The sequence below is a fragment of the Halorhodospira sp. 9622 genome (assembly GCF_022228025.1).
Classification (GTDB): Bacteria; Pseudomonadota; Gammaproteobacteria; order Nitrococcales; family Halorhodospiraceae; genus Halorhodospira; species Halorhodospira halophila_A.
This window is the reverse complement of the sequence record NZ_JAJNRE010000026.1, coordinates 1-24,505: the sequence shown is the minus strand read 5'-3', so window position 1 is coordinate 24,505 and position 24,505 is coordinate 1. Positions and strand designations below refer to the sequence as shown.

At 70.2% G+C, this 24,505-nt stretch carries 27 protein-coding genes; 6 read left to right on the top strand and 21 right to left on the bottom strand.

Annotation, left to right across the window (positions count from 1 at the left end; all coding sequences use genetic code 11):
- Positions 1–1,205, bottom strand: a 1,205-nt coding sequence (gene tyrS, locus LRG07_RS11725; RefSeq protein ID WP_201169410.1) for a tyrosine--tRNA ligase, incomplete at its 3' end; no start/stop codon positions are given.
- A gap of 144 nt (positions 1,206–1,349) precedes the next feature.
- Between tyrS and LRG07_RS14100 the strand changes: the two genes are divergently transcribed.
- Positions 1,350–2,846, top strand: a complete 1,497-nt coding sequence (locus LRG07_RS14100; RefSeq protein WP_201169411.1) for a peptidoglycan DD-metalloendopeptidase family protein — start codon at positions 1,350–1,352, stop codon at positions 2,844–2,846.
- Positions 2,843–3,967 (top strand): anhydro-N-acetylmuramic acid kinase, encoded by a 1,125-nt coding sequence (locus LRG07_RS11715; protein ID WP_255772042.1) that lies wholly within the window; start codon positions 2,843–2,845, stop codon positions 3,965–3,967. The genes LRG07_RS14100 and LRG07_RS11715 overlap by 4 nt, the downstream gene beginning before the upstream one ends.
- 15 nt (positions 3,968–3,982) lie before the next feature.
- On the opposite strand, the gene erpA is transcribed toward LRG07_RS11715, so the two are convergent.
- Positions 3,983–4,354, bottom strand: a complete 372-nt coding sequence (gene erpA / locus LRG07_RS11710; RefSeq protein WP_201169413.1) for an iron-sulfur cluster insertion protein ErpA — start codon at positions 4,352–4,354, stop codon at positions 3,983–3,985.
- Between the two features lie 94 nt (positions 4,355–4,448).
- Positions 4,449–5,483 (bottom strand): N-acetyl-gamma-glutamyl-phosphate reductase, encoded by a 1,035-nt coding sequence (gene argC, locus LRG07_RS11705; RefSeq protein WP_201169415.1) that lies wholly within the window; start codon positions 5,481–5,483, stop codon positions 4,449–4,451.
- Positions 5,484–5,621: 138 nt separating this feature from the next.
- On the opposite strand from argC, the gene hemJ reads away from it, so the two are divergent.
- Positions 5,622–6,047: a protoporphyrinogen oxidase HemJ gene (gene hemJ, locus LRG07_RS11700; protein WP_201169417.1), complete on the top strand. Its 426-nt coding sequence runs from the start codon at positions 5,622–5,624 to the stop codon at positions 6,045–6,047.
- 76 nt (positions 6,048–6,123) lie between these two features.
- On the opposite strand, the gene bfr is transcribed toward hemJ, so the two are convergent.
- The 4 genes from bfr to LRG07_RS11680 all read right to left on the bottom strand — a co-directional run bounded on the left by bfr (position 6,124) and on the right by LRG07_RS11680 (position 9,840).
- Positions 6,124–6,624 carry a bacterioferritin gene (gene bfr / locus LRG07_RS11695; RefSeq protein WP_201169418.1) on the bottom strand — a complete coding sequence of 167 codons (501 nt, stop codon included), beginning with the start codon at positions 6,622–6,624 and terminating at the stop codon, positions 6,124–6,126.
- 48 nt (positions 6,625–6,672) lie between these two features.
- Positions 6,673–6,945, bottom strand: a complete 273-nt coding sequence (locus LRG07_RS11690; protein WP_201169420.1) for a bacterioferritin-associated ferredoxin — start codon at positions 6,943–6,945, stop codon at positions 6,673–6,675.
- A 70-nt stretch (positions 6,946–7,015) separates the two neighbouring features.
- Positions 7,016–9,283 (bottom strand): phosphoenolpyruvate--protein phosphotransferase, encoded by a 2,268-nt coding sequence (gene ptsP / locus LRG07_RS11685; RefSeq protein ID WP_201169423.1) that lies wholly within the window; start codon positions 9,281–9,283, stop codon positions 7,016–7,018.
- An 11-nt stretch (positions 9,284–9,294) separates the two neighbouring features.
- A complete protein-coding gene (locus tag LRG07_RS11680) occupies positions 9,295–9,840 on the bottom strand; it encodes an RNA pyrophosphohydrolase (RefSeq protein WP_201169426.1) in 546 nt (181 codons plus the stop codon).
- 132 nt (positions 9,841–9,972) lie between these two features.
- Here LRG07_RS11680 and LRG07_RS11675 point away from each other — a divergent pair, with 132 nt between their 5' ends.
- From LRG07_RS11675 to LRG07_RS11665, 3 genes are read left to right on the top strand one after another with little or no spacing between them, the layout of a single operon-like run.
- The gene (locus LRG07_RS11675) at positions 9,973–10,656 is read left to right on the top strand and encodes an HAD family hydrolase (protein ID WP_201169429.1); all 684 of its coding nucleotides are present in this window, start codon (positions 9,973–9,975) and stop codon (positions 10,654–10,656) included.
- The gene (locus LRG07_RS11670; RefSeq protein ID WP_201169431.1) at positions 10,641–11,012 is read left to right on the top strand and encodes a CidA/LrgA family protein; all 372 of its coding nucleotides are present in this window, start codon (positions 10,641–10,643) and stop codon (positions 11,010–11,012) included. The genes LRG07_RS11675 and LRG07_RS11670 overlap by 16 nt, the downstream gene beginning before the upstream one ends.
- On the top strand, positions 11,005–11,736 hold the full coding sequence (locus LRG07_RS11665; RefSeq protein ID WP_201169434.1) for an LrgB family protein: 732 nt from the start codon (positions 11,005–11,007) through the stop codon (positions 11,734–11,736). Before LRG07_RS11670 ends, LRG07_RS11665 begins: the two co-directional genes overlap by 8 nt.
- On the opposite strand, the gene lnt is transcribed toward LRG07_RS11665, so the two are convergent.
- The 14 genes from lnt to glyA all read right to left on the bottom strand — a co-directional run bounded on the left by lnt (position 11,722) and on the right by glyA (position 24,282).
- The gene (gene lnt, locus LRG07_RS11660; protein ID WP_238634783.1) at positions 11,722–13,263 is read right to left on the bottom strand and encodes an apolipoprotein N-acyltransferase; all 1,542 of its coding nucleotides are present in this window, start codon (positions 13,261–13,263) and stop codon (positions 11,722–11,724) included. The genes LRG07_RS11665 and lnt overlap by 15 nt on opposite strands.
- Positions 13,250–14,125: an HlyC/CorC family transporter gene (locus tag LRG07_RS11655; protein WP_201241484.1), complete on the bottom strand. Its 876-nt coding sequence runs from the start codon at positions 14,123–14,125 to the stop codon at positions 13,250–13,252. Before LRG07_RS11655 ends, lnt begins: the two co-directional genes overlap by 14 nt.
- Positions 14,126–14,133: 8 nt before the next feature.
- Positions 14,134–14,598, bottom strand: a complete 465-nt coding sequence (gene ybeY / locus LRG07_RS11650; RefSeq protein ID WP_201169450.1) for an rRNA maturation RNase YbeY — start codon at positions 14,596–14,598, stop codon at positions 14,134–14,136.
- Entirely contained in the window at positions 14,595–15,668 is a 1,074-nt protein-coding gene (locus LRG07_RS11645) for a PhoH family protein (RefSeq protein WP_201169452.1), read from the bottom strand. Before LRG07_RS11645 ends, ybeY begins: the two co-directional genes overlap by 4 nt.
- Positions 15,669–15,672: 4 nt before the next feature.
- Positions 15,673–17,043 carry a tRNA (N6-isopentenyl adenosine(37)-C2)-methylthiotransferase MiaB gene (gene miaB / locus LRG07_RS11640; protein WP_201169825.1) on the bottom strand — a complete coding sequence of 457 codons (1,371 nt, stop codon included), beginning with the start codon at positions 17,041–17,043 and terminating at the stop codon, positions 15,673–15,675.
- A gap of 94 nt (positions 17,044–17,137) precedes the next feature.
- Positions 17,138–17,638 carry a phosphatidylglycerophosphatase A gene (locus LRG07_RS11635; RefSeq protein WP_201169454.1) on the bottom strand — a complete coding sequence of 167 codons (501 nt, stop codon included), beginning with the start codon at positions 17,636–17,638 and terminating at the stop codon, positions 17,138–17,140.
- Positions 17,635–18,609 carry a thiamine-phosphate kinase gene (thiL, locus tag LRG07_RS11630; RefSeq protein WP_338018462.1) on the bottom strand — a complete coding sequence of 325 codons (975 nt, stop codon included), beginning with the start codon at positions 18,607–18,609 and terminating at the stop codon, positions 17,635–17,637. The genes LRG07_RS11635 and thiL overlap by 4 nt, the downstream gene beginning before the upstream one ends.
- Entirely contained in the window at positions 18,606–19,073 is a 468-nt protein-coding gene (gene nusB, locus LRG07_RS11625; protein ID WP_201169456.1) for a transcription antitermination factor NusB, read from the bottom strand. The genes thiL and nusB overlap by 4 nt, the downstream gene beginning before the upstream one ends.
- On the bottom strand, positions 19,073–19,543 hold the full coding sequence (ribE, locus tag LRG07_RS11620) for a 6,7-dimethyl-8-ribityllumazine synthase (protein WP_011813696.1): 471 nt from the start codon (positions 19,541–19,543) through the stop codon (positions 19,073–19,075). The genes nusB and ribE overlap by 1 nt, the downstream gene beginning before the upstream one ends.
- Before the next feature lie 96 nt (positions 19,544–19,639).
- Positions 19,640–20,761: a bifunctional 3,4-dihydroxy-2-butanone-4-phosphate synthase/GTP cyclohydrolase II gene (ribBA, locus tag LRG07_RS11615; protein WP_238634782.1), complete on the bottom strand. Its 1,122-nt coding sequence runs from the start codon at positions 20,759–20,761 to the stop codon at positions 19,640–19,642.
- A gap of 4 nt (positions 20,762–20,765) precedes the next feature.
- Entirely contained in the window at positions 20,766–21,434 is a 669-nt protein-coding gene (locus LRG07_RS11610; RefSeq protein WP_238634044.1) for a riboflavin synthase, read from the bottom strand.
- A 4-nt stretch (positions 21,435–21,438) separates the two neighbouring features.
- Positions 21,439–22,554 carry a bifunctional diaminohydroxyphosphoribosylaminopyrimidine deaminase/5-amino-6-(5-phosphoribosylamino)uracil reductase RibD gene (gene ribD, locus LRG07_RS11605; RefSeq protein ID WP_238634043.1) on the bottom strand — a complete coding sequence of 372 codons (1,116 nt, stop codon included), beginning with the start codon at positions 22,552–22,554 and terminating at the stop codon, positions 21,439–21,441.
- Positions 22,541–23,008 (bottom strand): transcriptional regulator NrdR, encoded by a 468-nt coding sequence (gene nrdR / locus LRG07_RS11600; RefSeq protein WP_201169462.1) that lies wholly within the window; start codon positions 23,006–23,008, stop codon positions 22,541–22,543. Before nrdR ends, ribD begins: the two co-directional genes overlap by 14 nt.
- Before the next feature lie 23 nt (positions 23,009–23,031).
- Positions 23,032–24,282 carry a serine hydroxymethyltransferase gene (gene glyA, locus LRG07_RS11595; protein WP_238642464.1) on the bottom strand — a complete coding sequence of 417 codons (1,251 nt, stop codon included), beginning with the start codon at positions 24,280–24,282 and terminating at the stop codon, positions 23,032–23,034.
- Positions 24,283–24,505 lie beyond the last annotated feature (223 nt).

Here is a 24,505-nt window from a genome sequence, read left to right as displayed (position 1 = left end):
GCCCCTTTTTCACTGACCCGCGCAAACCGACGCTTGCCCACCTGCAAGAGGCACCCGACGCCGGCCTCCAGGCGCGCCTTGGGATCTTCCACGCGCTCACCGTCGACCCGCACCGCCCCTTGTCGGACCATGCGCAGCCCTTCGGAGGTCGAGCCGACCAACCCCGCCTCCTTGAGCGCCGTGGCGATGCCGATCCCGCCCTGCTCATCATAGGACAGGGTGACGTGCGGCACATCCTCCGGGACGGCGCCGTGCCGGAACCGCGCGACGAAGGCCTCACGCGCCCGCTCGGCCTCCGCCCGCCCGCGGAAGCGCTCGGCCAGCTCGAAGGCCAGGGCGTCCTTGGCATCCCGCGGGTTCATCCCCTCCTCGCTAATGCGGCGCTGCATCGCCTCGACCTCATCCCAGGGGCGCAGGCTAAGGAGCTCGAAATAACGCCACATGAGCTCATCCGAGATGGACATCAGCTTGGCGTAGATGTCCTCCGCGGACTCCTTCACACCCACGTAGTTGCCCAGCGACTTGGACATCTTCTTGTGACCATCGAGACCGACGAGCAGGGGCATGGTCATCACCGTCTGCGGCTTCTGCCCGAACTGACGCTGGAGCTCGCGGCCGACGAGCAGATTGAAGCGCTGATCCGTGCCTCCCAGTTCGAAATCGGCCTCCAGCGCCACCGAGTCGTAGCCCTGGATCAGGGGGTAGAGGAACTCGTGGATCGCAATCGCCGAACCGGCCTGGTAGCGCTGGTGGAAGTCGTCGCGCTCGAGCATGCGCGCGACGGTGTAGCGGGAGGCGAGCTGGATCAGATCCCCAGCCTGCATGGTGCCCATCCAATCGGAGTTGAACACCAGCCGCGTGCGCTCCGGATCGAGGATGGCGTAGATCTGCTCCTCGTAGGTACGCGCGTTTTCTCGCACCTCCTCCGGGGTCAGCGCCGGCCGGGTGGCGCTCTTGCCGCTCGGATCCCCGATGGTGGCGGTGAAATCGCCGATCAGGAACAAGACCTCGTGACCGAGGTCCTGAAACTGCCGAAGCTTGTTGATCAGCACCGTGTGGCCGAGGTGAAGATCCGGCGCGGTGGGATCGAAGCCGGCCTTAATGCGCAGCCGCTTGCCCGACTCCAGGCGCTCTTCGAGCTCCGCCTCCGGGATGATCTCCTCGACCCCGCGCCGGATCAGCGCCCGTGCATCTTCCTTCGTCATGCCTCGCCCCCTGCCCATCACTATGTAAAATCGCGTATTGTACCGTAACCCCCGGATTGTGGCCGAGCCCGGCGCCGCGTCAGTGGCTGCCGCGCACGCTCGCCCGGGACCGATCCCGCGAAGCGCCGACTGGAGCCTAGCCCCGTGCAGACCCGACTGACCGAGCTCGATTTCAAGGGCCGCCGGCCCGCGACGGGCCGACGCCGCCGGCACCGCCGCCCCGTGCTGCGCATCGCTGCCATCACCGGCAGCGCGAGCGCCGCCGCCGTCCTGATCTGGCTCTGGATGGATGGCTCACCGTCCCCGCAAGGGTCCCCAGCCGACTCCGAACTGGTGCTGCCCCCCGCCGAGGCCGCACCGGCCACCGCAGGCACGCGCACGGACAACGCCAACGGCCTTGAGGAGGCGCCGGCCGGCCGACTGACCACCCTGGCGCTCGCCCCTGCAGCCGACGAAAGCGATCCGCTGCCGGCCTCGACCGAAAGGGAAGACGAGGCCGCGCGGGCCGACGTACGCCCAGAGCTGGAGGAACACGAGGTCACGGTCCGCTCCGGCGACAGTTTTGCTCGCATCCTCTCCCGGGCCGGGCACACCGCCGGTGACGTGCAGCGCATCCTCAACGCCGGCGAGCCCGCCGAGTCCGCGCTCACGCGCCTGCGCCCGGGACAGACCCTGACCCTGCTGCGCGACGACGAGGGGACGTTGGCCGGGGTGCGTTTCGCCATGGACCCCGAGCAGAAGCTGCTCGTCCGCCGCGGCGATGACGGCTTCGAGGCGAAGACCGTGCCCCGGGAATTGGAGCGCGAACTGCGCCAGGTCGAGGGGACGATTGAGGGCTCGCTGTTTCTCTCCGCCCGCCGTTCCGGCTTGGACGATCGGATGATCATGCAGCTCGCCCGGGTTCTCGATGGCGACATCGACCTGGGGCGGGACCTGCGTAGCGGCGACACCTTCTCCGTGCTCTACGAGCGCACCCTTGGCCCCGATGGGCAGACGCTGCGCAAGCGCCTCAAGGCGATGCGCCTGGAAGGCGCCCGCAAGACGCTGGAGGCGCTGCGCTTCGAGGACCCGGACGGCCGGGTGAGCTTCTACACCCCGGACGGCACCAGCCTGGCGCGGACCTTCACCCGCTACCCCCTGGATTTCGAGCGAATCAGCTCCCACTTCGATCGCAATCGCCGCCACCCGATCCTCGGCGTGCGCCGGCCCCACCTGGGCGTGGATCTGGCTGCGCCCACCGGCACACCGGTGCGCGCCGCCGCCGACGGGCGCGTGGTGGAGCGCCGCCGCAACGGGGGCTACGGCCGGGTGATCACCCTGCGCCACGGCGAACGCTACCAGACCCTGTACGCCCACCTGTCGCGCTACGCCTCGGGCCTGAGCGTGGGCGACCGCGTCCAGCGCGGCGAGGTCATCGGCTACGTGGGGGCCACCGGGCAGGCCACTGGCCCGCACCTGCACTACGAGTTCATCGACAACGGCCGCCACCGCAACCCGGTAACCGTGGACCTGCCCCGCGCCGAGCCGCTGCCCGACGAGCATCGCAGCGCCTTCCGCGAGCACGCCGCGCCGCTGCTGGCGAGCCTGCGCGGCGAGTCGTCGGCGGACATCCAGCTGGCCAGCGGTGAGGAGCGCCGTTGAGCGAACGTGGCGCCGAGGGAGGCTACATCGGCCTGATGTCGGGTACCAGTGTCGACGGCATCGACGCCGCGCTGCTCCGCCTGGGTGCCGACGGCGCGGTGGGCGATATTGTCGCCAGCGCCTGGAGCCCGCTGAACGACGCCCTCGCCGCTGCGGTCCACGAGGTCGGCGCAGAGACGCCGCTGCACCGGCTCTGCGAGCTGGACCGGCGCCTGGCAGAAGCCTTCGCCGCAGCCGCGGCGGCGCTGCGGCAGCAGGCTCCCGCCGAGCTGCCGGTGCACGCCGTCGGCTGCCACGGCCAGACCGTCTGGCACCAGGGGCCGGACCCCACCACCGGGGAGCCGGGACACAGCCTGCAACTCGGCGACCCGAACCGTATCGCCAGCCGCACCGGGCTACCGGTGGTGGCTGACTTCCGCCGCCGGGATATTGCCGAAGGCGGGCACGGCGCACCGCTGGCGCCCACCTTCCATGCGCATTGTTGGGGGCAGCAGGATGAGGCGGTCGCGGTGGTCAACCTGGGCGGGATCGCCAACCTGACCCTGCTACCGGCCGACGGCGGCCCGGTGATCGGCTTCGACAGCGGGCCGGCCAACACGCTGCTCGACGCTTGGGCGCGCCGCCACCTGGGCGCGCCCTTCGACGCCGACGGCACCTGGGCGGCCAGCGGCCGCGTGGATGCCGCGCTCCTGGCGCGGCTGCGCAGCGACCCCTACTTCGCCCGGCCGGCTCCGAAGAGCACCGGCCGCGAGTACTTCAACGCGGCCTGGCTGCTGAAGCACTGCCAGGGCACCGAGGAGCCGGTGGACGTCCAGGCCACCCTGGCGGAGCTGACAGCCAGCACCGTGGCCGATGCGCTGCACGCGGGAGGGGGCACCCCGCGCCGGGTACGGGTCTGCGGCGGCGGGGCCCGCAACGAGCACCTGATGAGACGGCTACAGGCGCACTGCCCGGGGGCGGACGTGGCCAGCACGGCAGTGCTGGGTATGGACCCGGACTACGTGGAGGCGGCCGCTTTCGCCTGGCTGGCCTGGGCCCGCCTCCACGGCCACCCCGGCAACCTGCCGTCGGTCACCGGAGCACGGCGCCCCGCCGTTCTGGGCGGCGTCTACGCACCGTGACCCCGGCGGCGCGGCTCAGATGGAGAACGAGGAGCCGCAACCACAGGTGGTGGTGGCGTTGGGGTTGCGGATGATGAACTGCTCGCCCTCAAGGCCACTGGAGAAATCGACCTCCGCGCCCTGCAGATAGATGCCGCTGACCGGGTCAACGACGATCTGCACCCCGCGCTTCTCGATGATGGTATCGCCCTCCTCGACGGTCTCGTCGAAGGTAAAACCGTACTGGAAGCCGGAACAGCCGCCGCCGGTGATGAACACGCGCAGCTTCACGTCACCGCCCTGCTCATCCTGGAGCAGCTCGCGGACCTTGTCCGCGGCGGCATCGGTGAAGATCAGCAGCTGATCGTCGGCCGGGGCGTGGGTCTCGGGCTCGGCGATATCGCTCATGGGTGGTCCCTCCGCAGGTGGACGCCGGGGCCGACAGGCCCCTAGCGGATAACATGCATTTTGTAGGCGCCTACCCGCCAGGTCAAACCGGCCCCTAGGGCACGTAGGCCAACCCCTCCAGCCCGGCGGTCTCGTCGAGGCCGAACATCAGATTGAGGTTCTGGACCGCCTGCCCGGCCGCCCCCTTGGTGAGATTGTCGATCACCGAGAGGATCACCGCCCGGTCGCTGCGCCCCGGCGGCTGGTGCAGGCCGATGCGACAGTCGTTGGTGCCCCGGACCCAGCGCGTCTCCGGATGGGCGCCGCGGCCGACGAGGCGGACGAAGGGCTCTTCGGCGTAGCGCTGCCGGTAAAGGGCCTCGAGCTCGTCCAGCGGACGATCCACGGCCACGTGCAGGGTGGCCTGCATGCCACGGGTCATCGGCACCAGATGGGGGACGAAGGTCACATCCACCGGTGCCCCGGCGGTCTGCGCCAGGGTCTGCTCGATCTCCGGCAGGTGGCGGTGGCCGCTGGCGCCGTAAGCCTTGAAGCCCTCGTTGGCCTCGCAGAAGAGGGTGGCCACCTTGGCCGCCCGGCCGGCACCGGAGACACCGGACTTGCAGTCGGCGACCACCGGTCCATCACCGAGCGCACCGACCTCGAGCAGCGGCAGCAGCCCCAGGGCCACGGCCGTGGGGTAGCAGCCCGGATTGGCCACCAGCCGCGCCGCCGGCAGGGCGTCGCGGTAGCGCTCGGGCAAGCCGTAAACGGCCTCTTCAAGCAGCTCGGGACAGCTGTGGGCCATGCCGTACCACTCGTTCCAGACCGCCGGGTCGCGCAGCCGGAAGTCGGCCCCTAGGTCGATCACCCGGCAGCCGGCCTCGAGCAGCGCCGGCGCCGACTCCATGGCAATCCCGTTGGGCGTTGCGAAGAAGACCACATCGCAGCGGCTCAGACGCTCGGTGTCGGGCGCGGTGAAGACATTGTCGACCACCCCCTCGAGCGCCGGCATAAGCTCGTCCACCCGGGTACCGGCCTCGGCCCGCGAGGTGATCTCCGCCAGCCGCAGCCCGGGGTGGCGCGCGACCAGGCGCAGCAGCTCCATGCCGGTATAGCCGGTACCGCCGACAATGCCTACTTCGATCATGGGTCTTTCCTCTCCCCCTGGTTTCCGGTTACTGATAGCCGCATGGGCTCCCGCCGCCACGCGGGCAGGGCCTACAATACGCGCGGAGCCGGCGCCGAGCGAGACGCCGCCCCTATCCAAACGTCAGGAGGACCCGTCGTGCTGTACATCTGGATCCAAGCCTTCCACGTTATCGCGATCGTGACCTGGTTCGCGGCCCTGTTCTACCTGCCCCGGCTGTTCGTCTACCACGCCATGGCCGAGGACGAGATCAGCAACGAGCGTTTCAAGGTCATGGAGCGCAAGCTCTACCGCGGGATCATGAACCCGAGCGCGATTGTCGCCGTGGGCCTGGGCATCTGGATGCTGGTCTTGTTCCCGCAGCTGCTCAACGAGGGGTGGATGCTGACCAAGCTGGCCCTGGTCACCCTGCTGATCGCCTACCACCTGTACTGTGGCCAGCTCCTGCAGGCCTTCGCCGACGACCGCAACGAGCGCAGCCATGTCTGGTACCGGGTCTTCAACGAGTTGCCCGTACTGATCCTGATCTCGGTGGTCGTCCTCGCCGTGGTCAAGCCCTTCTAGACACCCCCAAGCGCACGGGACCCCGCCGGCGTCGCCGACGGGGTCCCGTGCAGCAGCGATCCGCTAGGCGGCGGGCTCAGCCCTCGCCTTCGCCCTCGCCTTCGTTAGCCGCAACCATCTGCATCTGCAGATAGCTGGCCTCGCCGAGCTGGTCCATGAGCTTGATCTGCGTCTCGAGCCAGTCGGCGTGGCCCTCCTCGTCGGCGATCAGGCTGGTGAACAGGTCGCGCGAGGCGTAGTCCTGCACCGACTCGCAATACGCCGCCGCCTCGCGGTAGTAGGCCAGGCTGTCGTGCTCACCGGCCAGGTCCGCCTCGAGCATCTCACGCACGTTCTCGCCGACCTTGAGCTTCTCCAGCTCCTGGAGGTTGGGCAGGCCACCGAGGAAGAGGATACGCTGCATGAACTGGTCGGCGTGCTGCATCTCCTCGATGGACTCCTCGTACTCCTTGGCGCCGAGCTTGTCGAAGCCCCAGTCGTACGCCAGGCGGGAGTGGAGGAAGTACTGGTTAATCGCCGTGAGCTCTTTCTTGAGCCCGCCGTTGAGGTATTCGATGACCTTCTTGTCACTTGCCATGGCGCCCCCTTGTGAACGCGTTCCTGAATGTAACCGTGGTTGATTCTATCAAGGCCCGGGCGCAGCGTCTGTCGATCCGGCGGCCGCCCGGGGGGCAGGCGGCTCCACTGTCACCGGTTCCGGCCCGGTCGAACCGGCAGCACGCCGCTCCAGCGGGCAGTCGGCGCACTCGCCGAGCAGCTGCCGCGCCTCGGGGCCGCATTTGCCGCAGCAACCGGCCACCCCCAGCCGTGTGCGCAGCTCGCGCATGGAGGCGCACCCGCAGGCCACTGCCTCGCGGATCTGCCGCTCGGTTACGGCGTTGCAGATACAGACGTACATGGCAGGCCCCCGATCACTCCGACAAGGGACCATCACACCTTGAACGCGAGTGATTGTCAATTGCGAGGATTTACTTGCCCGCGCGCATCAGTCCGCCGAGTTCGTATTCCTCCAGCGTGCGGCGCAGCATACGCCGGACCTCCTCGGGGGAGTCCATCTCGACGGCGCGGTTGGCCAGCTCGGCAGCGCGGGCGACCGGCACCCGGCGCACCACCCACTTGATGCGCAGCAGGCTCGAGACGCTCATCGACAGCCCCTCGATGCCGAAGCCGACCAGCAGGATCGCCCCCGCCGGATCGCCGGCCATGCCGCCGCAGACGGTCAGGCGCTTGCCGTGACGCCGCGCCGCCTGTGCCACATGGCGCACGGCCCCGAGCACGGCCGGATGGAGCTCGTCGTAGAGCCCGGCAACCCGACTGTTGTTGCGGTCCACCGCCAGCAGATACTGGGTCAGGTCATTGGAGCCGAGGGAGAGGAAGTCGGCCTGATCGCAGTAGCGATCGATCTGGTAGATGGTGGCCGGCACCTCGATCATCACGCCCAGCGGAGGGATGCGCGCCTGGATGCCCTCCTCGGCCAGCTCCTGGCGGGCACGCAGCAGCAGCCGGCGCACATCGGCGATCTCCTCGAGCCGGCTGACCATCGGCAGCAGGATCTGCAGGTTCCCCAGCCCCACGTCAGCGCGCAGCATGGCGCGCAGCTGCGTAAGGAAGATCTCCGGGTGGTCCAGGGTCAGGCGGATGCCGCGCCAGCCCAGGAAGGGGTTCTCTTCCTCGATCGGGAAGTAGGCCAGCGACTTGTCGCCGCCGACGTCCAGCGTGCGCAGGGTTACCGGCTGCGGCGCGAACTGCTCCAACACCCGGCGGTAGAGATCGGCCTGCTCCTCCTCGCCGGGAAAGCGATCGCGGATCAGGAACGGGAACTCGGTGCGGTGCAGTCCAATGCCGTCACAGCCGGCGGCCAGCGACAGGTTGATGTCCGAGATCAGGCCCGTATTGGCGTAGAGGGCGATCGTGCGCCCGTCGGGGCTGGTGGCCGGCTCGTCACGCACCGCCTCAAGCCCCTCGGTGAACTCCGCCTCGTCGCGGATCAGGCGCTGGTACTCATGCTCGACGGTCTCTGTCGGGTCGACGTAGAAGCGCCCGGCGTAGCCATCCACTACCACCGGCCGACCGTCCATCTGCCGGGTGCGCAGGTCGTCGACGCCCATCACCGCGGGGATGCCCAGCGCCCGGGCGAGGATGGCCACATGGGAGTTGCGCGAGCCGGTGGCCGAGACGACGCCGACGAGATGGTCGTGGGGGATCTCGGCGAGCTGCGAGGCGCTCACCTCGTGGCCCACCAGCACGGCCTGATCGGGCAGGGCCTCGACCCGGCCACCCTCGTCGCGCAGCCGCCCGAGGATCCGCCGGCCAAGATCGCGGATGTCGCTCGAGCGCTCGCGCAGGTAAGGGTCGTCCATGTTCTCGAAGACCTGCACGTGCTCACCGATGACCTGGCGCAGCGCCCCGGGCGCCCAGTTGCCGGCGCGGATGCGCTCGACGGTCTCGTTGACCAGGCTGTCGCCCTCGAGCATGCGCAGGTAGACGTCGAAGAGCATCTGCTCGTCGGCGGTGACCGAGGCGGAGATCTGCTGACCGAGCTGGCGAAGCTCCGCCGTGACCTCCGCCACCGCCTGCTCGAAGGCCGCCACCTCGGCTTCCGGGTCGGTGGCGACGCGGTCGGGGATGGCATTGAGATCCGACTGCGCGTAGGGCACCACCGCCGTACCGATGGCCACCCCGGGCGCCCCGGGCAGTCCGCGCAGCGCGCGGCTGTCCTCGGCCACCGGCTCGTCGCCAATACCGTGGATGCCGCCGCTGGCCCGAGCATGGGCGATGGCCCCCGCGAGCTGCGCGGCGAGGGTGACGAGGAAGGCGACCTCGCTCTCCTCGAAGCGGCGCTGCTCCGTCTGCTGGACGACGAGCACGCCGAGCACCGAACGGTAGTGGATGATGGGCACGCCGAGAAAAGAGGAGTAGCGCTCCTCGCCGGTCTCGGGGAAGTAACGAAAACGCGAGTGCGCCGGGGCGTTCTTGAGGTTGATCGGCTCCTCGCGCTCAGCGACCAGGCCGACCAGCCCCTCGGCGGAGGTCAGCCGCACACGGCCCACGGACTCGCTGTTGAGTCCGCGGGTGTCCATGAGCACGAAGTCGCCCTGGGCGGCATCGAGGAGGTAGACCGAGCAGACATCCACCGCCATGGCGTCGGCCACCCGCTCGACGATGATTCGCAGCCCCTGGCGCAGGTTGGGCGCTGCGTTCACTTCCCGGGAGACGCGGTGGAGGATTTCCAGCATGGGGCCCCGCCCTATCGCAATCGTCGCCGCGCCGCCGGCGGGATGGCTGCAGGGGTGCCACCCTCGGTACCGGTTCCGGCCCAGTCACCGGCCTGCAGGCAGCCGGAAAGTTCCTGCAGCGCCTGGCGGTAGACCTGGCGCTTGAAGAAGATGACCTCGTCGACCGGATACCAGTAGTCGACCCAACGCCAGCGGTCAAACTCGGGACGCGGCACCCGGTCGACGCGCACCCGCTGCTCGTCGGCGAGCAGGCGCAGCAGGAACCAGATCTGTTTCTGCCCGATACACCGGCTGCCACGGCGCCGGATCATGCGGCGGGGCAGGCGGTAACGGAGCCAGCGGCGCGTCGCACCGAGCACGGCCACGTCCGAAGGCGTCAGGCCGATCTCCTCGCGCAGTTCGCGGTAGAGCGCCTCCAGCGGGGTCTCGTTGGCCTCGACCCCGCCCTGCGGGAACTGCCAGGCGTCTTCTCCGGCCCGCCGAGCCCATAGCACCTGGCCGTCGTCGTTGGCGACGATGATGCCGACATTGGGCCGAAAGCCGTCAGAATCGACCACCCGGAGACGCCTCCCTACGCGGAAATTGCCGATGTTATTCTTTCACAGGGGGTGCAACCCGGGCAACGTTGCCGCAGGGCCGGGCCCGCCTGATCCCCGCTCCCCACCCACCCGATAACCGGAGGAGGTGCAGTGTCCGTCGCCCTGTTCGACCTGGATAACACTTTGATCGCCGGTGACAGCGACAGCCTGTGGGGCGAGTACCTGGTAGCCCGCGGAGCCGTGGACAGCGAGGCCTTCGCCGAGACCCACCGGCGCTTCCACCAGGACTATATCGAGGGGCGACTGGATATCGACGCCTTCCTCGCCTTCGCCCTCAGCCCCCTGGCCGAGCACCCGGAGGAGCAACTGAACGCCTGGCGTGCCGACTTCGTCCGCGAGTGGATCGAGCCGCTGGTGCTGCCCGCCGCCGAGGCCTTGCTCGACGAGCACCGCCGCGCCGGGCACCGCCTGGCCATCGTCACCGCCACCAACCGCTTCGTCACCGCGCCCATCGCCGAGCGTCTGGGGGTTCCCACACTGCTGGCCACCGAGCCGGAGCGCCGCGACGGCCGCTACACCGGCCGCCACACCGGCACCCCGACCTTCCGCGAGGGCAAAATCCGGGTGGTCGACGCATGGCTGCGCGAGCGCGGGCTGGAGCGGGCCGAGAAGTGGTTCTACAGCGATTCGCTCAACGACCTCCCGCTGCTGCGTCATGTCGAGCACCCGGTGGCCGTGGATCCGGACGAGACCCTACGCAGCGAGGCCCGGCGCAACGGCTGGCCCGTGCTGACCCTGCGCCAGACGGAGACGCCCGAGTGCTGCTCGGCCTGACCCTGCTGCTCGGGTTCCAGCTGCTCGGCGAGGTCATCGCCCGGCTCTTCGGCTTGCCGCTGCCCGGCCCGGTGATCGGCCTGGCCCTGCTGTTCGCCACGCTAATCGCCGTGGGCCGCGTCCCCACGGGGCTGCGCACCGCTGCCGAGGGGCTGCTGCGCTACCTGGCGCTGCTGCTCATCCCAGCGGGGGTGGGCATCCTCCTGCACCTGCCGCGGCTGCAGACGGACGCCGTGGCCATTACCGCGGCGCTGGTGGTCAGCACCGGGGTGGCGCTGGCCGTGACCGCGGCGCTGTTCCAGTGGCGCTGGCTGCGCCGCGGGCGCGCTGGTCGGGCGGAGGACGACGGTGACTGAGGATTTCCAGGACATCTGGGCCTTCCTGGCCGAGAGCCCGCTGCTGGGGCTCACGGTCACCTTGGTGGCGTTCCTGATCGGGCAGGCGCTCTGGCGACGGCTGGGCAACGCCCCGCTGGCCCACCCGGTACTGATCGCCACCGCCCTGCTCATCCCCTTCCTGCTGCTCACCGGCACCGACTACGACACCTATTTCGAAGGGGCTCAGTTCATCCACTTCCTGCTCGGCCCGGCCACCGTGGCCCTAGCCGTGCCGCTGTTCGATCAGCTGCCGCGCATCCGGGAACTGCTGCTGCCGATCACCGTCTCGGTGGTGGCCGGCAGCCTGGCCGCGGCGCTGTCGGCGGTGTGGGTGGGGGCGGCACTGGGCGCCTCGCGGGAGACCCTGCTGTCGCTGGCGCCCAAGTCGGTCACCTCGCCAATCGCCATGGGCATTGCCGAGCGGCTGGGCGGGCTGCCGTCACTGACCGCCGGTCTGGTGCTGATCACCGGCGCGCTGGGCTGTCTGATGGCACCACTGATCTTCCGCCTGCTGCGCATCCACGATGAGGCGGCACGCGGCCTGGCGCTGGGCCTGTCCGCCCACGGCTTCGGCACGGTGCAGGCGTTCAGCAGCAGCGCCGCGGCCGGGGCCTTCGCCGGCTTGGGCCTGGGGCTGGCCGGACTGGTGACCGCCTTCCTGCTGCCGGTGGCCCTGCCTTGGTTGGCGTCAGTCGGCGGCTGAGGCCCGCCGGCGCCGGGCGTACCAGCGCAGCCCACCGGGCAGCACCAGCGCGGCGGCGAGCAGCCCGAGCAGCGGTCCATCGCCGATGCGGGCGTAGGGGGTGACGCCGCTGCGCCGCTCCACCTCGGTAACCAGGGTGGCCACCTCGAACTGCGCCCGTCGCTCCACCACCCCACCGTCGGGACCGATCACCGCGGTGATCCCGGTGTTGGTGGCGCGCAGCATCCAGCGCCCGGCCTCGGCCGCGCGCATGCGCGCCTTCTGCAGGTGCTGATGGGGCGCCAACGAATCGCCAAACCAAGCGTCGTTGCTGACGTTCACCAGCAGATCCACCGCGCCCGCCGTGCGCCGCACGGCGACGGGGTAGGCCACCTCATAGCAGACCGTGGCGCCCAGGCGCAGGCGATCATCGACGGCCAGCGGCTCCGGGCGCGGCCCGGGGCTGTAGTCGGCCATCGGGGCGCCGAGGAAGTCGAGGCTGCGACCAAAGAGATCGCGGAACGGGACATACTCGCCGTAGGGGACCAAGTGGCGCTTGTGGTAGACATCGCGCTGCTCGCCGAGGACCACCACGCTGTTGTGCAACTGCCCGCCGTCCGGAGCCCACTCCCGGTAGGGGATGCCGAGCACCAGCGTCCCCCCGGCCTCGCGGACCCGCTCGGCGACCTGCTCCAGGTACGGCTGTACCGTATCGAAGCGACGCGGTATGGCGGTCTCCGGCCAGACCACCAGGTCCGCCCCGGCGTGCTCGGCGGTCAGCTCAGCGTAGCGGCTCTGGATGCGCTCGAGCTGCACCGGATCCCACTTGATGTCCTGACTGAAGTTGCCCTGGATCAGCGCCGCGCGCACCGGCTCGCCTTGGGCCTCGGTCCACGGCCGGTCCGCTGCCAACCCGGCGGCGACCGCCGCCACAGCCAGCGCCGCCACGCTCGCCCCGCGCCGCCACCCGGGGGCCGTCACCAGCCACGCCGCGGCGCCGGCGAGCAACACCAGCAGGGCGCTCAGCCCGAGCACACCGATCACCGGCGCCAGCCCGGCCAGCGGCGTGTCCAGGGCGGCGTAGCCGACGAACAGCCACGGGAACCCGGTGAACAGCCAGGTACGCAGCCACTCCACCGCCACCCACGCCGCCGGCAGGGTGACCAGCAGGCGCAGCCCGGGGCCGCGCCCCAAACCGCGCCCCAAACCGCGCCCGAGGGCCACCGCCAGCATGGGGAACAGCGCCATAAAGGCGACGAACACCACGGTGACCAGCCCCGAGAGCGCCGGACCGGCACCGCCGTAGTCATTGATGCTGACGAACACCCAGGAGACACCGACGCCGAACTGCCCCAGACCGAAGGCGTAGCCGGCCTGCAGGGCGCGCCGACGCGGTGCCAGCGCGGCCACGGCAAAGAGCACCGCCGGGGCGAGCACCGCCAGCAGCGCCCAGTCCAGCGGCGCGAAGGCCAGCGGCAGCCCGGCTCCGGCCAGGCCAGCGGCGAACACCCCGGCGCGCCCGGCAGCGAGACGCTCAGCCGTCGTCATCGCCCTCGCTCCCCACGGGCATGACCCGCAGCAGGTGGATGCGGCGCTGATCGGCGCGCAGGACGCGGAACTCGAAACCGGCGAAGACGATGCGCTCGCCGCGGCACGGCACGTGTCCGAAGCGCTGCGCCACCAGGCCGCCGACGGTGTCGAGGTCGTCCTCCTTGAGTCCGGCGGAGAGGGCCTCGTTGAACGCCTCGATGGGCGTGACCGCCTTGACGATCCAGCTGCCGTCGTCACGGGCCAGGATGGGGGCATCCTCATCGAAGTCGTGCTCGTCGTCGATCTCGCCGACAATCTGCTCGATCACGTCCTCGATGGTGACGATCCCGGCCAGACCGCCATACTCGTCGACCACCACGGACATGTGGTTGCGGCTCTCGCGGAACTGCTTGAGCAGCGCATCGAGCCGCTTGCTCTCGGGGATGAACAGCACCGGGCGCAGGACCTCGCGCAGCCGGAAGCCGTTGTGCCCCTCCTCGTGGAAGAGGCGCAGCAGGTCCTTGGCCAGGAGGATCCCGATGACGTCGTCCTTGCTCTCGCCGGTGACCGGGAAACGCGAGTAGCCGGTGCGCACGATGGTCGGCAGCAGGTCGCGCGGCTCGGTATCCCGGGCCACAGTGGTGACCTGGGAGCGGGGGATCATGATATCGCGGGCCTGGAGCTCGGAAACATGGAGCACGCCCTCGATCATGGACAGGGCGTCGGCGTCGAGCAGACCGAGCGACTGGCTGCGGCGCAGGTGCTCGACCAGCTCGTCCCGCGAGCGAGGTTCGGGCTGGGTCACCAGCCGGCGCAGGCGATCGCGCCACGAGACGCTCTCGCCAGCGCCGCTGCTACTGTTCGCTTCTCCGTCGGGCATGACCTCTTTCAACGCTCTAAATAGGGGTCCGGCACCCCAAGCGCGGCGAGGAGGCGCCGCTCCTCGGCCTCCATCCGCTCGGCCTGCGCCGGCTCCTCGTGATCGTAGCCCAGCAGATGCAGGGCCCCGTGGACCACCATGTGCGCCCAGTGGTCCGCCTCCGGTTTGCCCTGTTCGCGGGCCTCTTGGGCCACCACCGGGGCGCAGAGGACCAGATCGCCGAGGATCTCTGCCGCTTCGGGAGGCAGGCCCGGCGGTAGCTCGCAGGGGAAGGAAAGCACGTTGGTGGGCTTGTCGCGCCCGCGATAGGCGTGGTTGAGCGCCCGGGACTCGTCCTCGTCGACGATGCGCACGGTGAGTTCGCCGCCGCGACCATGCGCATCGAGCACCGGCGCAAGCCAGCGCTGCACCTGCGCGGTGTCCGGCGCCGGCGTCCCGGCGACGTGCTGGAAGGCCAGCTCGAACTCGCTCACTTGCGTCCCTTGCCCGTACCCTGACCGCCGATCTGGCGACTCCGCGAATCGTACGCCTCGACGATGCGCTGCACCAGCGGGTGGCGGACGACATCCGAGGCGGCGAAGAAGGTGAAGCTGACGCCATCCACCTCGTGGAGCACCTCGACCGCATCGCGCAGCCCGGAGGGCTTATCCGGCGGCAGGTCGATCTGGGTGACATCGCCGGTGACCACGGCTGTGGAGCCGAAGCCGATGCGCGTGAGGAACATCTTCATCTGCTCGACGGTGGCATTCTGCGCCTCGTCGAGGATCACGAAGGCGTGATTCAGGGTGCGCCCGCGCATGAACGCCAGGGGCGCGACCTCGATGACGTTGCGCTCGATCAGCCGGCTGACCCGTTCGAAGCCGAGCATCTCGAACAGGGCGTCGTAAAGCGGCCGCAGGTACGGATCGACCTTCTGCGCCATGTCACCGGGCAGGAAGCCGAGGCGCTCACCGGCCTCCACCGCCGGGCGCACCAGGACCACCCGGCGCACTTCCTCGGCCTCCAGGGCCTCGACGGCGCACGCCACCGCGAGGAAGGTCTTGCCGGTGCCGGCGGGACCGATGCCGAAGCTCAGGTCGTTGTCGCGGATGCGCTGCACGTAGGCCCGCTGCCCGGGGCCGCGACCGCGCACGACGGTCTTGCGGGTGCGGATCGCCGCCGCCTCTTCGTCGCGCTCGTCGCGCCGCCGCTGCGCCGGCGCGCTGGCTTCGCTATTGGCCTCCCCATCGGCCTCCTCGTCCGGCTGCCCGGCCTCTTCGTGGAGCTCCTGCAGCCGCGCCTGCTGCAGATAGAGGTGCACGTCCTCCGGCTCGAGGTGCTGCGCGGCAGCGGCCTCGTAGAGTTCCTCAAGCACCTGCCGGGTGACGCGCACCGCCGTGTCCTCGCCGATGACACGGAAGCGATGCCCCTGGTTCTGGATCTCGACCGCCAGGCGCCGTTCGAGCTGGCGGAGGTTCTCGTCGAACTGCCCGCACAGCCGTGCCAGTCGTTCGTTGTCGGCCGGGGTCAGCTCGAGGTCGATAGCTTGCGGCCGGTCGCTCACGCCGTCACCCGCCTGCGCCGACTGCTGCGTGCATGGCTTGTTCCTCCACAGAGACGACGCGCCCCCGCAGTGAGTGGGTGCGCGCGTCGGTGATCTCAACTTCGGCAAAGCGGCCGATCCACGACGGATCACCCGGGAAGTTCACCACCCGGTTGCCCGAGGTGCGGCCACAGAGCTCGCTCGGGTCACGCCGGGACGGACCGTCGATCAGCACCGACTGCTTGGTGCCGAGCAGTGCACGGGCGGCGGCACTCTGCTGGTCGTGCAGGCGAGCCTGCAGGCGCTGCAGCCAGGCGCGCTTGTCGGCCTCGGGGACCCCGTCGTGGAGCTCCGCAGCCGGCGTCCCCGGCCGCGGGCTGTAGACAAAGCTAAAAGCGCCGCCGTCGAAACCGACGCGATCGACCAGGGCCAGGGTCTCTTCGAACTCGGCCTCGGTCTCACCGGGGAAGCCGACGATCAGGTCGGTGGCGAGCACCAGCCCGGGACGGACGGCGCGGATCTCCTCGATCAGTGCCTCGTAGGCGGCAGCATCGTGGCCGCGCTTCATGAGCTTGAGGATGAGGTCTGAGCCGCTCTGCACCGGCAGGTGGAGAAAATCGGCCAGCTCGGGTACCTCGCGGTAGGCGTCGATGAGCCCGCTATGGAACTCCGCCGGGTGCGAGGTGGTGAACCGGATGCGGTCGATTCCCGGGATCCGCGCCACCGCCTCGATGAGCAGGCCCAGATCGGCCGGCTCGCCGTCGTCGAGGGCGCCGGCGTAGGCGTTGACGTTCTGCCCGAGCAGGTTGACCTCGCGCACCCCCTGCCCGGCGAGGCTGCGCACCTCGGCGAGGACGTCGGCCACCGGCCGACTGATCTCGTCGCCCCGGGTGTAAGGCACCACACAGAAGGAGCAATACTTGCTGCACCCCTCCATCACCGAGACATACGCGGTAGGCCCCTCGGCCCGCGGCTGCGGCAGGTGGTCGAACTTCTCGATCTCGGGGAAGTCCGTGTCGACCTGTGCGCCCCCGCCGGCGCGCCGGCGCGCCAGCATCTGCGGCAGCCGGTGCAGGGTCTGCGGCCCGAAGACCAGGTCGACGAAGGGTGCGCGGCGCAGGATCTCGGCCCCCTCCTGGCTGGCCACACAGCCGCCGACGCCGATCAGCACCGAGGGGTTTTCCTGCTTGTAGCGCCGCCAGCGGCCGAGCTGCGAGAAGACTTTCTCTTGAGCCTTCTCGCGCACCGAGCAGGTATTGAGCAGCAGCAGGTCGGCCTCTTCGGGGCGCTCGACCCGGTGGGCGCCGGCCTGGCTGACCAGCACGTCGACCAGACGCTCGGCGTCGTAGTCGTTCATCTGGCAGCCCTGAGTCTCTACATAGACGCGCTCGCTCACCGTCTGCGCCACCTCGCGGTTTGCTCTCGCTTCACGGAATTCGTTTCCCGACATTCTAGCTTTGGCCATGCGGCACGCCCAACGACCCCGACGGTCATCCGGCAAGTGGCGCGAACAGCGCCACGCTGGCGTACCACAGGGCCGCCGCGGCGGCGCCGGCGGCGACGTCGTCGGCCATGATCCCCAGCCCGCCGTGCAGGCGCCGGTCGAGCCAGCGGATGGGGCCGGGTTTGAGGGCGTCGAAGAGTCGGAAGAGCACGAACAGCAGCGCGGCGTCCACCCACACGGAAAACACCCCGAAGCCGGTGACCAGCGGCAATGCGGCCACCAGGTAGCCCCCCACCTCGTCCCAGACAATGGCCGGGTGGTCGTGGACCCCGGCCTCCTCGGCCGCCCGGCCGCAGATCCAGACGCCGACGACGATCACCGCCAGGGTGACCAGCAGATAGAGGCTCAGCGGTGCGACATAGAGCAGCGCGAACAGCGGCAGCGCCGCCAGCGTGCCGAACGTCCCTGGCGCCCGCGGTGCCAAGCCAAGTCCGCCGGCGGTAGCGAGCCAGTGCAGGGGTCTACGCAGACGGAACGGTGTGTTCAAGAGCCCTCCGCGAAGTGGTCGTAGCCGCCGGGATCCAGGGCGCAGACCACCCCGCCGGCGTCCACGCCGCGCAGCCCGGGCGTCTCCTCGACCGTGCCGATGCGCGTCACCGGGGTGGCGGCATGCTCGCGCAGGCAAGCCATCTCATCCTCGCGCTCCACCGGCAAGGTGAAGCAGAGCTCGTAGTCATCGCCGCCGTGGAGCAGGTGGCGCAGATCCCCGCGCTCGTCGATGAAGGCCTGGGAGCGGGGCAGCGCCTCCAGCTCCAGAGTGCCCCCAACACCGCTCTCGTCGAGCACCCGCGACAGGTCGGCGGCCAGCCCGTCGGAGACGTCGATGGCCGCACTCGCCCGGCCGAGCAGGGCCGTCCCGGCCGCCACCCGCGGCTCGGGCCGGAACAGCCGCCCAGCCAGGTAGGCGGGGTCGCCGGCCAGGGGCGTCGCCTCCTCGCGCTCGAGCCACAGCTCCAGGCCGAGGGCCGCATCCCCCAGGGTGCCGGTGACCCAGATGCCGTCACCGGGCCGGGCACCGCCGCGACGCAGGCCGTGCTCGCCGGCGACCGAGCCGAGGGCGGTGACCGACACCGACAGCGGTCCGTGGGTGGTGTCACCCCCGACCAGGGCCACCCCGTGACGGTCGGCCAGCGCCTTGAAGCCAGCGCTGAAACGCTCTAGCCACTGCGGATCCTTCTCGGGCAGGGTCAGGGAGAGCAGGGCCCAGGCCGGCCGGGCACCGACGGCGGCCAGATCGCTGAGATTGACCGCCAGCACCCGGTGGCCCAACGCCTCCGGCGGGATGTCCCCGGGAAAGTGAATGTCCTCGACCAGGGTGTCGCAGCAGGCGGCCAGCAGGCCGGTGTCGGTGTGCAGCAGGGCCGCGTCGTCGCCGACCCCGAGCGCGACCCCGTCACGCTGCGCGGTCAGGTCGTGGAAATAGCGCTGGATGAGCGCTGCCTCGCCTCCGCCGATCACTGCCGATTCCCCCGCCCGGGTTTGCGCTCGCCCCGCTCGGCGGCGCGCAGCCCCACGGTGGCGCCGAAGCGGTCGAGCACGCCGTTGATGTAACGGTGCGACTGGTCGGCGCCGAAGCGGCGCGCCAGCTCCACCGATTCGTCGATGACCACGCGGTAGGGCACCTCCAGGCGCTCGGACAGCTCGTAGGCGCCGAGGCGCAGGATCGAGCGCTCCACCGGATCGAGCTGCGCCAGGGGCCGGTCGAGCAGCGCCGAAAGCTGCTCGTCGAGCTCCGCAGCACGGTCCGTGATGGCGTAGATCAGTTCGCGGAAGTAGGCCACGTCGATGTCACCGAGGCCGGCGGCGAGGAACTGCCGCTCGATGTCCTCGGCCGACGCGCCGGTGACCGCGTACTGGTAGAGCGCCTGGACGAGCTTGGAACGCGCCCGGGAGCGGCGCTTGCCTTCGCCTGAAGCCGCCATTACGCCTCGAGCTGCCGCATCAGGTCGACCATCTCCAGGGCCGAGAGCGCCGCCTCGGCGCCCTTGTTGCCGGCCTTGGTCCCGGCGCGCTCAATGGCCTGCTCGACGGTCTCGACGGTGAGAACCCCGTAGGAGACTGGCACGCCGGAGCCCATCATGGCCTGGGCAACGCCCTTGGTGCACTCGGCGGCCACGTACTGGTGGTGGTCGGTGCCGCCGCGAATGACGGCGCCGAGGGCAATCACCGCATCAGCGCGACCGGCGTCGGCCACGCGCTGGACCGCCAGCGGCAGCTCGAAGGAACCGGGCACGCGGATCAGCTCCAGATGCTCCTCCGGGACGCCGTGGCGCCGCAGGGTGTCGGCGGCGCCGTCGATCAGCCGATCGACGATGAGATCGTTGAAGCGCGCCGCCACGAGGGCGAACCGCGCGTCCTGCAGCGCGACGAGTTGTCCTTCGGTTACTTGCATGCCTGGTTTCCTGAAGAAAGTTTCGGTAGGACCGGCGCTTGCGCGGGTTCCGGCGCTAAACTACAAGCCCGGCGGGCGCCCCGCAAGCGCCGGCGGTCAGCCCTCGGGGGTGACGTACTCCACCACCTCCATGCCGAAGCCGGAGAGCGCGTGCATGCGACGCGGGGCGCTGAGCACGCGCATGCGGCGCACCCCGAGATCGGTGAGGATCTGCGCGCCGATGCCGTAGGTGCGCAGATCCAGTGGCACGCCGCCGCTCTCCTCGCTGCAGCCGCCGCCCTGGTAGCAGCGCATGTGCTCAAGGATGTCGTCGTTGGCGTCGGCATTGCGCAGCACCACCACCACGCCCGACTCGGCTTCGGCCACCTGGCGCAACGCCGAACGCAGCGGCCAGCCGCAGCGCGGCCCGGTGGCACCGAGCAGGTCGGCCAGCGGGTTCTCCAGGTGCACGCGCACCAACGCCGGGGTCTCCTCATCCACCTGCCCGGCGACCAGGGCGAAGTGGAGCGCGCCGCTGACATTGTCCTGGTAGGTGTGCATGCGGAAGGTGCCGTACTCGGTGGGCAGCTCGCAGGCGCCGACGTGCTCTACCGAGCGCTCGTTGCGCACCCGGTAGGCGATGAGATCGGCCACGGTGCCGATCTTCAGCCCATGGGTCCGGGCGAACGCCATGAGGTCGTCGCGCCGCGCCATGGTGCCGTCCTCGTTGAGGATCTCGACGATCACCGCCGCTGGGGCAAAACCGGCGAGTCGGGCCAGGTCGCAGCCGGCCTCGGTATGCCCGGCGCGGGTGAGCACGCCGCCGGGCTGGGCCATCAGCGGGAAGATGTGCCCGGGCTGGACCAGGTCCTCGGGGCGCGCACCCGGCGCCACCGCCGCCTGCACGGTTCGCGCCCGGTCGGCGGCCGAGATGCCGGTGGTCACACCCTCCGCCGCCTCGATGGAGACGGTGAAATTGGTGGTGTTCTTCTCATCGTTGTTATGGACCATCAGCGGCAGACGCAGCTGCTCGCAGCGCTCGCGGGTCAAAGTCAGGCAGATCAGGCCCCGGCCGTAGCGGGCCATGAAGTTGATGTCCTCGGGCCGGATGAGGCTCGCCGGCATCACCAGGTCGCCTTCGTTCTCCCGGTCTTCGTCGTCGAGGATGACCGCCATGCGCCCCTGGCGCAGGTCCTCGATGATCTCCTCGATACTGTTGAACTGCACCGTCTCGCTCATGCCCTCATCCATTCCCGAATCCGGCCTGTCGTAGCTGCTCAAGGGTCAGCCCACCGCCGCTGCCATCTCCTGTCCCGTCGCTTCCGGCGCTGAGCAGCCGCTCGACGTACCGCGCCACCAGGTCCACCTCGATGTTGACCGGATCGCCGGCGCGGCGTTCCCCCAGGTTGGTGGCGGCCAGGGTGTGCGGGATCAGGTTGACCTCGAAATCCCGCCCGGCAACGGTGTTGATGGTCAAGCTGACACCGGCCACGGCGATGGAGCCCTTGACGGCCACGTAGCGGGCGAGCCCCTCCGGGACCCGGAAGCGCCAGCGCTCGGAGCCACCGGCCGGCGCCCGCTCGACGACCTCGCCGACCCCGTCGACGTGCCCGGTGACCAGGTGGCCGCCCAGCGGCGTGGTGGGGGTGACCGCGCGCTCCAGATTCACCCGCGCACCGCTGCGCAGCCCGCCAAGGGTGGTGCAGCGCAGGGTCTCATCGGAGACGTCGGCACGGAACTGCCCATCCTCGATGCCAGTGGCGGTCAGGCAGACGCCGTCGACGGCGATGCTGTCGCCAACCCGACACTCGGCCAGCCCCAGGTCAGGGGCGTCGATGCGCAGGATCCGCCCGTCGCCGCTTTGCTCGATGGCGGCCACGCGGCCGCACGTCTCCACGATCCCGGTGAACATCCCGTTAATCCAACCTCGCGGTGATGCGGATTTCCTCCCCCACCCGGCGCACATCGCTGAACGCCAGCGGGCGGCGCTGGGCCATGGCGTCGATGCCGGGCAAAACCAGCAACGGCCGGGCCGCGTCGCCCATCAGGTGGGGGGCGGTGTAGACGATCAGCTCGTCGACCAGACCCGCCTGCACCCAGGCTCCGGCCAGGGTCGGCCCGGCCTCCACCCAGACCTCGTTGATCTCGCGATCGGCCAGGGCGTCGAGCACCGCACCCAGGTGGAGCCCTCCCTCCTGCAGAGGGATGGGCAGCAGCTCAGCCCCACAGCCGCGCAGCGCCCGCGCCCGGGCCTCGTTGACGTACTCGGCATGACCGACAAGCACCGGCCCCGGCGCCCGGAACAGCGCTGCCTGCGGCGGCGTGGTCAGGCGCGGGTCGAGGACCACGCGCAGCGGCTGTCGCTCGGCCGGAACCGCCGGTTCGACGTCGCGGGCATCCAGACGGGGGTCGTCCGCCCGCACGGTCCCCACCCCGGTGAGGACCGCCGCGGCCTGCGCCCGGCCCCGGTGGACATCGCGGCGCGCCGCCGCTGAGGTGATCCAGCGGCTCTCGCCGGAGGCCATGGCTGTGCGCCCATCCAAACTCGCCGCCAGCTTGACGCGTACCCACGGGCGCCCACCGGCGATCCGGCGCAGAAACCCACGGTTGAGCGCCTCGGCATCGGTGGCCAGCACGCCCTCGGTGACCGCTACTCCGGCGGCCTCGAGCTGCGCGATGCCGCCGCCGGCGACCCGGGGATTGGGGTCGCGGTGGCCAACCACCACCCGGGCCACACCGGCTTCGATCAGGGCGCGGGCACACGGAGGCGTGCGCCCGTAGTGGGCGCAGGGCTCCAGGGTGACATAGGCGGTGGCGCCGGCAGCCTCGCCGCCGGCCGCCTGCAGGGCCGCCGCCTCGGCGTGCGGCCCACCGGCCTGCTCATGGGCGGCCTCGGCCACCACCGCCCCGTCACGCACCAGCACGCAACCGACCCGCGGATTGGGGTGCGGCGGCGGGAACACTGCGGCCGCTCGCCGGACGGCGCGGGCCATCCAGCGGGCATCGTCCCGGTGGCTCTCAGTCGTCGTCACGCCGGTGCTGCTCCAGGCCTTCGATGACCTCGCGGAAGGCGCCGACATCCTCGAAACGGCGGTAGACCGAGGCGAAGCGGACATAGGCGACCACGTCGAGCTCGCGCAGCTCTTCCATCACGTACTCACCAATGGTGCTGGCCCCCACCTCGCGGTCTCCGGCACCGGAGACCCGCTTGCAGACGCGGCGCACCGCCGCCTCGACGGCCTCAGTGGCCACCGGGCGCTTCTCCAGCGCCCGCCGGAAGCCAAGGCGCAGCTTGTCCTCGTCGAACGCCTCGCGCCGCCCGTCGGACTTCACCACCCGGGGGTAGACCAGTTCGGGGGCCTCGTGGGTGGTGAAGCGCTCGCCGCAGGACGGGCACTGGCGCCGCCGCCGCACCTGCTCCCCCTCACCGACCAGGCGGGAGTCGACCACGCGGGTGTCGGTGTTCTGGCAGTAGGGGCAGCGCATGGGCGGTCAGCCGTCGTCCGGCATCAGCCGTAGACCGGGAACTCGCGACAGATCTGCTGCACCTCGCCGCGCACGCGCTCGACCACCGACTCGTCGCCCATGTTGTCGAGGACGTCGCAGATCCAGTCGGCCAGGCGCGTGGCCTCGGCCTCCTTGAAGCCGCGGGTGGTGATCGCCGGCGTGCCGATGCGCAGGCCGCTGGTGACGAACGGCGACTGCGGGTCGTTGGGGACGGTGTTCTTGTTCACCGTGATGTTGGCCCGTCCCAGCGCGGCGTCCGCATCCTTGCCGGTGAGGTTCTTGGGGGTCAGATCCATCAGGAAGAGGTGGTTGTCGGTGCCGCCGGAGACGACGTTGTAGCCGCGCTCGATGACGCGCTGGGCCATGGCGCGGGCGTTGGCCACCACCTGCTCCTGGTACTGCTTAAACTCGGGCTCGAGGGCCTCCTTGAAGGCCACGGCCTTGCCGGCGATGGCGTGCATCAGCGGGCCGCCCTGAGTCCCCGGGAAGACCAGCGACTGGAACTTCTTCTCGAGATCCGGGTTGGAGCGGGCGAGGATGATGCCGCCGCGGGGACCGCGCAGGGTCTTGTGGGTGGTGGAGGTGACCGCGTCGGCATAGGGGATCGGGCTGGGGTAGACCCCGGCAGCGACCAGGCCGGCGATGTGCGCCATATCCACGACCAGGTAGGCGCCCACGGAGTCGGCAATCTCGCGCATGCGCGCCCAATCGACCACCTGGGAGTAGGCGGAGAAGCCACCGATGACCATCTTCGGCTGGTGCTCGGTAGCCAGGCGCTGGATCTCGTCGTAGTCGATCTGGCCGTCGTCGTTGATGCCGTACTGGACGGCATTGAACAGCTTGCCCGAGAAGTTGACCTTGGCACCGTGGGTCAGGTGGCCGCCGTGATCGAGGCTCATGCCCAGGATGGTGTCGCCGGGCCTGAGCAGGGCATGGAAGACAGCAGCATTGGCCTGGGAGCCCGAGTGGGGCTGGACGTTGGCGTAGTCGGCGCCGAAGAGCTGCTTGGCACGGTCGATGGCGAGCTGCTCGGCTACGTCGACGTGTTCACAGCCGCCGTAGTAGCGCTTGCCGGGGTAGCCTTCGGCATACTTGTTCGTCAGCACGCTGCCCTGCGCTTCCATCACGCGGGGACTGGCGTAGTTCTCGGAGGCGATCAGCTCGATGTGATCCTCTTGGCGCTGGCGCTCGTCCTCGATAGCGGCTGCCAGCTCCGGGTCGTAACCCGCGATGGTCATGTCTCGGGAGAACATATCGACTCCTTGCTCGGCTTGGGATCCGGCATTGCACAATCCGCCAGTATAACCGAAATTCCTCCCGGGTCCGAATCGCGCGCCGGTCGCCTTATGCATCAGGGCGATAGCGCCGCGGATGGAGGCTCGGCGGGGAACGCGCCCTTGGGCCCGGCCCCTCCAGCCACGCGCCCGCCGAAGCCCCGGTCGGCGGAGGCGCCCCCGCCTTGCCGGATCATTGCGG

What these genes read in the sequence shown, in the direction of transcription:
- erpA (WP_201169413.1), bottom strand. Translation starts at nt 4,354, where the DNA reads ATGAGCGATATCGCCGAGCCCGAGACCCACGCCCCGGCCGACGATCAG.
- argC (WP_201169415.1), bottom strand. Translation starts at nt 5,483, where the DNA reads ATGATCGAAGTAGGCATTGTCGGCGGTACCGGCTATACCGGCATGGAG.
- bfr (WP_201169418.1), bottom strand. Translation starts at nt 6,624, where the DNA reads ATGGCAAGTGACAAGAAGGTCATCGAATACCTCAACGGCGGGCTCAAG.
- LRG07_RS11690 (WP_201169420.1), bottom strand. Translation starts at nt 6,945, where the DNA reads ATGTACGTCTGTATCTGCAACGCCGTAACCGAGCGGCAGATCCGCGAG.
- ptsP (WP_201169423.1), bottom strand. Translation starts at nt 9,283, where the DNA reads ATGCTGGAAATCCTCCACCGCGTCTCCCGGGAAGTGAACGCAGCGCCC.
- lnt (WP_238634783.1), bottom strand. Translation starts at nt 13,263, where the DNA reads ATGACGACGGCTGAGCGTCTCGCTGCCGGGCGCGCCGGGGTGTTCGCC.
- LRG07_RS11655 (WP_201241484.1), bottom strand. Translation starts at nt 14,125, where the DNA reads ATGCCCGACGGAGAAGCGAACAGTAGCAGCGGCGCTGGCGAGAGCGTC.
- nusB (WP_201169456.1), bottom strand. Translation starts at nt 19,073, where the DNA reads ATGGCGGCTTCAGGCGAAGGCAAGCGCCGCTCCCGGGCGCGTTCCAAG.
- ribE (WP_011813696.1), bottom strand. Translation starts at nt 19,543, where the DNA reads ATGCAAGTAACCGAAGGACAACTCGTCGCGCTGCAGGACGCGCGGTTC.
- ribBA (WP_238634782.1), bottom strand. Translation starts at nt 20,761, where the DNA reads ATGAGCGAGACGGTGCAGTTCAACAGTATCGAGGAGATCATCGAGGAC.
- LRG07_RS11610 (WP_238634044.1), bottom strand. Translation starts at nt 21,434, where the DNA reads ATGTTCACCGGGATCGTGGAGACGTGCGGCCGCGTGGCCGCCATCGAG.
- nrdR (WP_201169462.1), bottom strand. Translation starts at nt 23,008, where the DNA reads ATGCGCTGCCCCTACTGCCAGAACACCGACACCCGCGTGGTCGACTCC.
- glyA (WP_238642464.1), bottom strand. Translation starts at nt 24,282, where the DNA reads ATGTTCTCCCGAGACATGACCATCGCGGGTTACGACCCGGAGCTGGCA.